The organism is Streptomyces sp. UNOC14_S4, assembly GCF_020740835.1.
Lineage (GTDB): Bacteria > Actinomycetota > Actinomycetes > Streptomycetales > Streptomycetaceae > Streptomyces.
On sequence record NZ_JAINFC010000358.1, the window covers coordinates 1 to 8002 of the forward strand.

The window sequence follows — 8002 nt, forward strand, 5'->3', positions numbered from 1 at the left end:
GTCCACGGGGGCGAGGAGGACGTCCTGCGGGATCTCGACCCACACCGGGCCGGCGGGGGCCTCCAGCGCGGTGCGCCAGGCGTCGGCGAGCGCGGAGGGTATCTGCGAGGCGTGGCGGACGGTGTACGTGCTCTTGACGACGCCGCGGAACGACGCCTGCTGGTCGGGGAGCTCGTGCAGGTATCCCTTGCGGCCGCCGCCCAGGCCCGCGGCCGGTATCTGGCTGGAGATCCCGAGGACGGGCGCGGACGCGGCGGCGGCCTCCTGGAGGGCGGCGAGCGTCATCAGGGCGCCGGGGCCGGTGGAGACCAGCAGCGGGGTGACGGTGCCGGTGACGCGGGCGTGGGCGTCGGCCGCGAAGCCCGCGTTGTTCTCGACGCGCAGGCCCACGTAGCGCAGCGGTGAGCGGCGCAGCGCGTCGAAGAGGCCGAGCGCGTGCTGGCCGGGCAGCCCGAAGACGGTGGTGGCCCCGAGCGCGGTGAGTGCTTCGAGGGTCAGGTCGCCGCCGGTGCGGACGGGCCGGGCTGTGCTCATGCCTGGGGTGCCTTTCGGGGTGCTGTCGCGGATCGGGCCGCCGGGACGGCGGGGGCGTGCGGGCCGTCGGCACCGGGCGCGTCCCCGTCCGCCGCGCGGGCGCGCCAGGCGGCCAGGACGGCGGGGTCCGTCGGGCGGCCCGCGAGGCTGACCGCGACGTAGGCGGCCAGGGAGGCGGGCAGGCCGTAGAGGACCGGTTCGTCGGCCTGGACGCCGAGCAGGGCCATGAGGGTCACGACGGTGGCGCTGCCGACGCCGAGCGCGGCCAGGGCTCCGGTGGCGGTGCCGCGGCGCCAGAGCAGGCCGCCGAGCACCGGGACGAGCAGTCCGCCGACAAGGAGGTCGTACGCGACGGTCAGGGCCTCGACCACGCCGCCGAGGACGACGGCGACGCCGGTCACCAGCGCGCCGAGGACCAGGATGGCCAGGCGGTTCCCGCGGACCTCGTCCGCCCCGGCGCTTCTGCCCGTCCCGGTGTTTCCGTCCGCGCGGGGGCGCAGGCGGGCGCGGAGGTCGTGGTTGACGACGGTGGCGCAGGCGATGAGCGCGCCGGAGGAGGTCGACATGACGGCCGAGAGCGCGGCGGCCAGCACCAGCCCGCGCGCGCCGGTGGGCAGGAGGTCGCGGACGAGGGTGACGAAAGCGTCGTCGGGGTTGCCGAGGTGGGGGTGGAGGACGCGGGCGGCCGTGCCGATGACGGCGCCGCCGAGCGCGTAGAGCAGGCAGTACGTGCCCGCCACGGTGCCGCCGGCGCGGGCCGTCCTGGCGTCGCGGGCGGTGAGGACGCGCTGCCAGATGTCCTGGCCGATGAGCATGCCGAAGGAGTAGACGAGGACGTAGGTGAGGACGGTGCGCGCGCCGATGCCCGTCGGGGAGAAGAAGCCGTCGGGCAGGTCGGCCTCCATCCGCGCGAAGCCGCCCGCCTTCACGACGGCCACCGGCAGCAGGACGAGCAGGACGCCGACGGTCTTGACGACGAACTGCACCAGGTCGGTGAGGGTGATGGACCACATGCCGCCGAGCGTCGAGTAGCCGACCACGACGACTCCGCCGAGGACGATGGCCGGGGTCCGGTCCAGGCCCAGGACGACGCCGAAGATCGTGGCGTAGGCGATGGTCGAGGTCACGGCGAGCATCAGCGTGTACGCCCACATCACGACGCCGGAGAAGGCGCCGAGCGGGCCGCGGCCGTAGCGGAGGTCGAGCATCTCGCCGACCGTGTAGACCTTGAGTCTGCTGATGCGGGCGGAGAACACCAGGCTCAGCGCGAGGAGGCCGAGGCCGATGGCGAAGACCATCCAGGCGCCGGAGAGGCCGTAGCGGTAGCCGAGGCCCACGCCGCCGATCGTGGAGGCCCCGCCCAGCACGACGGCGGCCATGGTGCCGGAGTACATGGCGGGGCCGAGGCGGCGGCCCGCGACGAGGAAGTCGCCCGCGGTGGCCGAGCGGCGCATGCCCCACCAGCCGATGGCGAGCATGCCGACGAGATAGACGACGATCACGGTGCTGTCGACGACGGACAAGGCGCCTCCTCGGACCCGCGACGGCAACCGCTGGGATTTCTGTGACCCTAGATCTCCTGTGTGGCGCCCGTGAATTGTACGGATCTTCCAATCCGCCGGGCCCCGGCATACGAACCGTCCAGCGGGCCGCGCCTCGGGGTCACCCCTGGACCACTCGCGCGCGCGTCGCGCTGTGCCCCACCCCGGACCGCACCGCCCAGAAGAAGACGGCCAGGCTCACGGCGGCCACGGTGAACGAGTCGTAGGGGGCGGGCAGGCGGCCGGAGCCCTTGAAGGTGCCGAGCCAGGACAGGACGGTCAGCGCGGCGAGGTGGACGACCAGCCAGGCGCCCGTACGCAGTTCGGCCAGGAGCGGGGCGTCGTCGGTGTCGCGCACGGCCGGCCTGCGGGTGCTGGTGAACTCGATCGCCCCGCGCATCTGACAGTACGGGTCAGACCCAGGTGTAGTTCTCGTCCGTGACGGCAGGGAGCGCCACGCTGGAAGCCGTCGCGTGCGGTGTCTCCAGGCTCGCGACGGCCGGGCCGATCGGCGGGAAGATCGGCAAGTCGCCGGCCTTGCGGTGGTCCACCCATTCGATGATGCCCACTTCGTGGCTGCCGTCTTCCAGTTCGTCGTGCTCCTCGGTGGCCAAGCGGGCCCGGGTCTCTTCGCTGATGTGGAGCCGGTAGATCAAATGGAGCTTCCGTGGCGGCGGAGTCGATCCGGGACGTGAGACGCGCTGGTCGACCACCCACAGCAGCTCGGGCTCCGCCTGGGTGGTGTCGAGGTCGAGCTCTTCGTGCAACTCGCGGTGAAGGGCAGCGAGAAGGTCTTCCCCGGCCTCGACGTTCCCGCCGGGCGGAGGGTTCGCACCTGCGGGTGTCGGCCGTCCCGGGAGGCGGGCTCAGGCCGTGAGGCCGGGCAGGGCGAAGCCCGCGCGGCCTTGTTCCAGGCCGATGTGCTCGATGACATCGCCGGGCAGGGCGATCGTGTGGCTGCGCAAGCGGCGGCCGGTCGCGCGCACCACCGGGGAGAGGTGACGTGGGTCGAGTTCCTCGACCAAGTTGACGATCTGGCCGGTGTCGATGGTGAAGCGGCAGGAGAAGAAGAGGCTCGGCGGGTAGCCCGCCTTCTGGAGCGCGGCCGCGTAGGCGGCGACCAGCGGGCGGATCTGTCCGCGCAGGTGGGCGGTGGCTCGCCGGTCCGCGGCCTCCAAGGCGTTGGCCAGGTCCTCGAGTTTGTCGAGGACGGCGTCGATGTCCGCGTGGGTGGCCGCGGGGTGTTCGTCGCGGCGGCCGAGCCCAAGCCGGACCTTGTGGGCGAGCAGCGTGTTCAGAAGCCAGCGGCTTGCGTCCACGTACCCGGATTTGAGGCGTTTTTCCGTTTGGGGGTAAAGGTGCAAGGCGGTGAAGCGGCCGTCGGGGTGGAAGGTGGGGGTCGGCGGTGTAGTGGAGCGGCACCCTGCTCGCGGGCGATGAGAAGGTGCGGGCCGCAGTGCAGGACATGCCGTTCGTCGAGGACGGTGAGGTTTCGGGTCGGGGTGACGATGGCGCCGACTGCGAGTGAGTGACAATTGATCCGTGATGTACGACGACGACCACCTGCGGAGTGTGCTGCGGGAGCTGGACGACCCGGAGTCCATCGAATTCCCGCGCGACCAGGCGAGGCGTACGGCTCCCTGCCGGTTCGAGCAGCTCGTCCGGCTGCTCGAAGAGCGGTTCCGGTGCGTCTGCGAGGTTGATCGTGGTGTCCGGGACGCCTCCTTCCGCGGCGAGATCGTGGTGCCGTCCACGGCCGCGAGGAGCGGGCAGCGAGTGATCGTCCGGCTCAGCAACTTCGGCTCCCTGATCACGGCAGGCGCGGGCGGCCAGGCGCGCGACAGCTCCCTCGCCGTCGAGCGGCTGCACGAGGAGGACCGGGACCGGATCGCGGCTGCCTCGGCCGGTCTCGGCTGCACATATGTGCCCGGGCACCTGCTGAGGGAGCGGTACGACGGAGGGAACCTGGAGTACTGGCAGACCATGTGGTGGCACCGCTACTTCGACTACATGTGAGCCGCGTCGGCTCAGCAGCCGCGCCCACGCCGGCCCGGCCAACACGGACGTCACCGACCTGTCCTCCGACAACCCGATCGTCGTGTTCAGCCACATCCCGCTGTTCGCGATGTACCCGCAGTGGGGGTGGTCGACCGACGACGCACTGCACGTCCTCAACCCGCTCGGCCGCCTCTCGTCGGTCACCGCGCTCAGCGGGCACGTCCACCAGCTGTTCAGCCGGGTCGAGGGCAACGTCACCTTCCACTCCGCCACCACGCCCGCCTACCCGCTGCCCAAGCCCGGCAGGGCACCACCGCGCTGGCGATCACCGACCAGGAGCCGGCATGAACGACGACCAGGCGGTCAGTTGCCGAATCGGCCCCGGCCTCATGACGCGGAGTCGGCAGCGAGGGTGGCGACCAGACCTTCGAACTCCTCCCACCAGGGCAGCTTGTCGAACTGATGGAGGTAGCCGTGGCGTGTGCCGCGGACCTGCGCGACTTTGGCCCGCAGACCGGTCGCCGTGTCCTCGCTCAGGTCCAGCTCGACGCGGAGTCGGCCGAGGAGGTTGCTTTCCTCGGCGACGACCGTCTCGTCCGCGAAAGCGATCCACAGAGAGCAGGAATAGATGAGTTCACGTGCCTGGAGGTCCAGAGCGGCCAGACCCGTCGGCAGGGGAACCGGGAGGGTCAGGTCGTGGTCCAGGGGCACCTGCAAGACGTCCGCCACGACGTCGAGAGCGCTGACTTCTTCCGGGGCGATGACGCCGTCGGCCTGGGCCATGGCCACCGCGACGGTCAGCAGGCCGCGGCGTACCTCGACCGGCAGCCCGGAGATCAGCGCGCGGGTCTGCGCACGGCGCCGTTCGACCAGGCGGTCGAGGACCGTGGAACTGAGCGCGGCGTCGGTGAGGGTGACCGGATCGAGCAGCACGTCGGCCGTCTCCTCGTCCATGACGCCGAGGAGCACCGCGGACTCCCGGATCGAGGTGCCGTGCTCCTTGGCGTGGTACGCGACCCGGGCGCCGTCGTCATGGCCGAAGACCACGCCCACCATTGACGAAAGCGCCAGGCTGAGCTCGGCATAGCCGCGGCACCGTTGTGTATCCATCCGCAGGCCCCTGATGCACTTGTCCGCGAACAGCGGGACGCCGTGCTGCAGAAGGCGGCAGGATTCGAAGAGGTTCTTGGCGATGACCGCGGTCCAGGCGTTGTAGTCCAGGTCGGCGCCCTGGACGGCCATCGTGATCACCGTGTCGTTGCCGGAGATCTGGTAGGCGATCTGGGTGATCATCTCCGGCAGGACCGGATTGACCTTGCCGGGAACGAACGAGGAACCGGCCTGCACGGCAGGCAGGCTCAGTTCCATGAGCCCGGCGCGGTTGCCGCTGGCCAGGAGCGAGATGTCGTGGGCCATCTTCGCGAGGTTGGTCGCGAGCCCTTTGAGGACGGTCGAGATCTCCTGGAAGATATCGCCGTTCTGGATGCAGTCGAAGAAGTTGGGGTGTTTGCGGACCGGCAGGCCGGTGACCTCGGCCAAGCGCGGATAGATGTGCTCGAGGTAGCTGGCCCCCACCCCGAGGCCGGTACCGACGATCGTGGCCCCCATGGGCACGTCCAGGCTGTTCGCGGCGGCGGCACGCAGGCGGGCGATGCTGCGTCGGACGACGGCGAGATACGCGCCGAACTCCTGGTCGAAGGTGATCGGCACCGCGTCCTGCAGGCAGGTGCGGGCCAGCTTGACAGCCCCCCGGTACTCCTCGATCTTCTCTTCCAGCGCGTTCTCGAGCACGCCGACCGCGCCGATCAGTGCCCCGAGGTCCCGGTGCAGCGCCAGGGTGATGGCAGTGGCGATCACGTCGGTGGTGGACTGGCACGCGTTGACGTGGTTGTTCGGGTGCACGAGGTCGTAGCCCTTGTGGCCGCACAGGATCTCATTGGCGCGGTTGGCCAGCACCTCGTTGACGTTCATGTTCGGTGACGTCCCGCCGCCGCCGCTCATCATGTCGACGGGGAACTGGCGCCGGCCGAACCGGCCGGCTGCGACCTCGTCCGCGGCCTGGCAGACGGCCTCCGCCACCTGCGGCCTGAGGACGCCGATGTCCGCGTTCGCGAGCGCTGCCGCCTTCTTGATGTGGGCGAGCGCGGTCAGGTATGCGGGGAAGTCGCCCAGCACGGCGCCCGAGACGTCGAAGTTTCCCTGTGCGCGCACCGTGTTGACGCCGTAGTACACGTCGTCCGGCAGGTTGACCGTCCCCAGCTCGTCCTCATCTTCGCGCATTGGCGTCTCCGTTCTCCCCGGTGTAGCGGGCAGCGACGTACAGGACAGGGCCGTTCAAGTCGTTCTCCTCGCAGGCGGTGTTGTCGTACATGCCGATCACGTCGAAGCCGTGCGTGGTCAGGTAGTGCTCCACCTCCATGGGGAACAAGAGCCTGAACCGGACGAAGTCCGTCCGATCGGGTTGTCCGGCGATCGACCACACGCGCTCGCGTACGAGCAGTTGTCGCCGTCGGTCGAGGTGGTAGACGGCTTCGGCCGTGGCCTGCAGAGACGGGGTGTCGATGGTGAACCGGTGCGGCATGCCGCGCCCGTCCGGGTCCGAGACGGCGTTCGGCAGGTGCAGCAGCAGGAGCGTGCCGGGCTCGGAGTGTGCCGCGAAGGTCGCCATCGCGCGTTCCAGGTCTCCGGGTGTGTGCAGGTTGCACAGTGCCCAGCCGACGCACGTGATCACCTCGAACGTGGTACCGAGCCGGAACTCGCGCATGTCGCCGACATGGAATTCGATCGCCGGTCGGCGTGCGCGGGCGAAGGCGATCATGCCCGGTTGGAGGTCGATCCCGCAGCACCGGACGCCGTGCCGGTCGTAGTACTCGAGGTCGCGGCCGGTTCCGCAGCCGACGTCCAGGAGACTCGCGGGACCGCCGCCGAACAGTTCCAGGCACATGCGGGGGATCGCGTCCCCCGACCCGTCGTAGATCTCCTCGTACAACGCCGGATTGTCGTAGAGCAGGTTCTTCAGGCTGGTTTCCATGCCGTCCTCTCCGCGAGCCATCGCCTCGCCTCATCGACGACGACTTCCACGAGTCGCGCGGAGTCGCCGAGATAGCCGGATGGTTCGAAGACCGCCTCGATACGGGTCGCGCTCAGGTGTTGCAGGACCGTGCCTTCGCGCAGCAGTTCTTCCTTGAGGCTCAGGCCGCGGCTGCGAGCGTCCTGGCTACGGTCGTAGACCCAGGTGTACGCAGCCTGCACGCCCATCCGTGCGGCCAACAGCAGCATGAGGCGTTCGGTGCACACCTGGTCGCTCACGGCGCGCACGTTGGCCAGGAGCCGGTCCCGGTGAACGGTCAGCCCGCCGATCACATGCTGCAACCTGGCCGCGGCGGCGAGTGTGTAGTGGGAGACGTCCGGAACACAGGCCCATTCCAGGCGCAGGGTTCGTCCGTCGCGTTCGTGGTCGCCCGCCATCGCTGCGAGCGCCGGGGCAGCTTCGGCCGCTGCCAGCCGGGCCAGCGCGACCACCTGCTCGCACGCCTCGGGATTTCGCTTGTGCGGCATGGTACTGCTGCCCACCATGCCGTGCCGCCACGACAGTTCGAGCTCGCCGAACTCCGGCCGGGACAACGTCCGCACCTCGTCGGCGATTCTGCCCAGCGTCGCGGCCGTCATCGCGAGAGTGCACACGTACTCGGCCACCCGGTCCCGGGCCGTGTGCCAGCCGACCCGGGGCACCTCGAGACCGAGGCGCCGCGCGAAGACCTGAATGAGTTCCGCCCCCCGCCCGCCGAATCCGGCCATGGTTCCGACGCCGCCGAAGAGCTGGACCACCAGGACGCGCCCGCGCATCTCGCCGAGGCGCTGCACATCGCGCAACACCTCGTCGATCCAGCCGGCCACCTTCAACCCGAACCCCATGGGCAGGGCGGGCT

The 8002-nt window shown here is 70.3% G+C and carries 8 protein-coding genes and 1 pseudogene; 1 reads left to right on the forward strand and 8 read right to left on the reverse strand.

Annotated features, from left to right (window positions below; translation table 11 throughout):
- The 5 genes and pseudogenes from K6I34_RS26295 to K6I34_RS26315 all read right to left on the reverse strand — a co-directional run.
- On the reverse strand, nucleotides 1-534 hold a 534-nt coding region (locus K6I34_RS26295; RefSeq protein ID WP_275127155.1), incomplete at its 3' end, for a thiamine pyrophosphate-binding protein.
- On the reverse strand, nucleotides 531-2012 hold the full coding sequence (locus K6I34_RS26300; RefSeq protein WP_229329223.1) for a sodium:solute symporter: 1482 nt from the start codon (nucleotides 2010-2012) through the stop codon (nucleotides 531-533). The genes K6I34_RS26300 and K6I34_RS26295, both read right to left, overlap by 4 nt.
- Nucleotides 2013-2196: 184 nt before the next feature.
- Nucleotides 2197-2475, reverse strand: coding sequence for a hypothetical protein (locus tag K6I34_RS26305; protein WP_374231017.1), 279 nt, complete (start codon nucleotides 2473-2475; stop codon nucleotides 2197-2199).
- A gap of 13 nt (nucleotides 2476-2488) precedes the next feature.
- Nucleotides 2489-2890, reverse strand: a pseudogene (locus K6I34_RS26310) (NUDIX hydrolase); the annotation flags it as partial.
- Nucleotides 2891-2941: 51 nt separating this feature from the next.
- Nucleotides 2942-3394 (reverse strand): hypothetical protein, encoded by a 453-nt coding sequence (locus K6I34_RS26315; RefSeq protein WP_229329215.1) that lies wholly within the window; start codon nucleotides 3392-3394, stop codon nucleotides 2942-2944.
- A 223-nt stretch (nucleotides 3395-3617) separates the two neighbouring features.
- Here K6I34_RS26315 and K6I34_RS26320 point away from each other — a divergent pair, with 223 nt between their 5' ends.
- Nucleotides 3618-4091, forward strand: a complete 474-nt coding sequence (locus tag K6I34_RS26320) for a hypothetical protein (protein WP_229329217.1) — start codon at nucleotides 3618-3620, stop codon at nucleotides 4089-4091.
- Nucleotides 4092-4460: 369 nt separating this feature from the next.
- On the opposite strand, the gene K6I34_RS26325 is transcribed toward K6I34_RS26320, so the two are convergent.
- The 3 genes from K6I34_RS26325 to K6I34_RS26335 all read right to left on the reverse strand — a co-directional run.
- The gene (locus K6I34_RS26325) at nucleotides 4461-6353 is read right to left on the reverse strand and encodes a lyase family protein (protein WP_229329219.1); all 1893 of its coding nucleotides are present in this window, start codon (nucleotides 6351-6353) and stop codon (nucleotides 4461-4463) included.
- Nucleotides 6340-7104, reverse strand: a complete 765-nt coding sequence (locus K6I34_RS26330; protein WP_229329221.1) for a class I SAM-dependent methyltransferase — start codon at nucleotides 7102-7104, stop codon at nucleotides 6340-6342. The genes K6I34_RS26325 and K6I34_RS26330 overlap by 14 nt, the downstream gene beginning before the upstream one ends.
- The coding region (locus tag K6I34_RS26335; protein ID WP_275127156.1) for a lyase family protein at nucleotides 7089-8002 on the reverse strand (914 nt) is incomplete at its 5' end. The genes K6I34_RS26335 and K6I34_RS26330, both read right to left, overlap by 16 nt.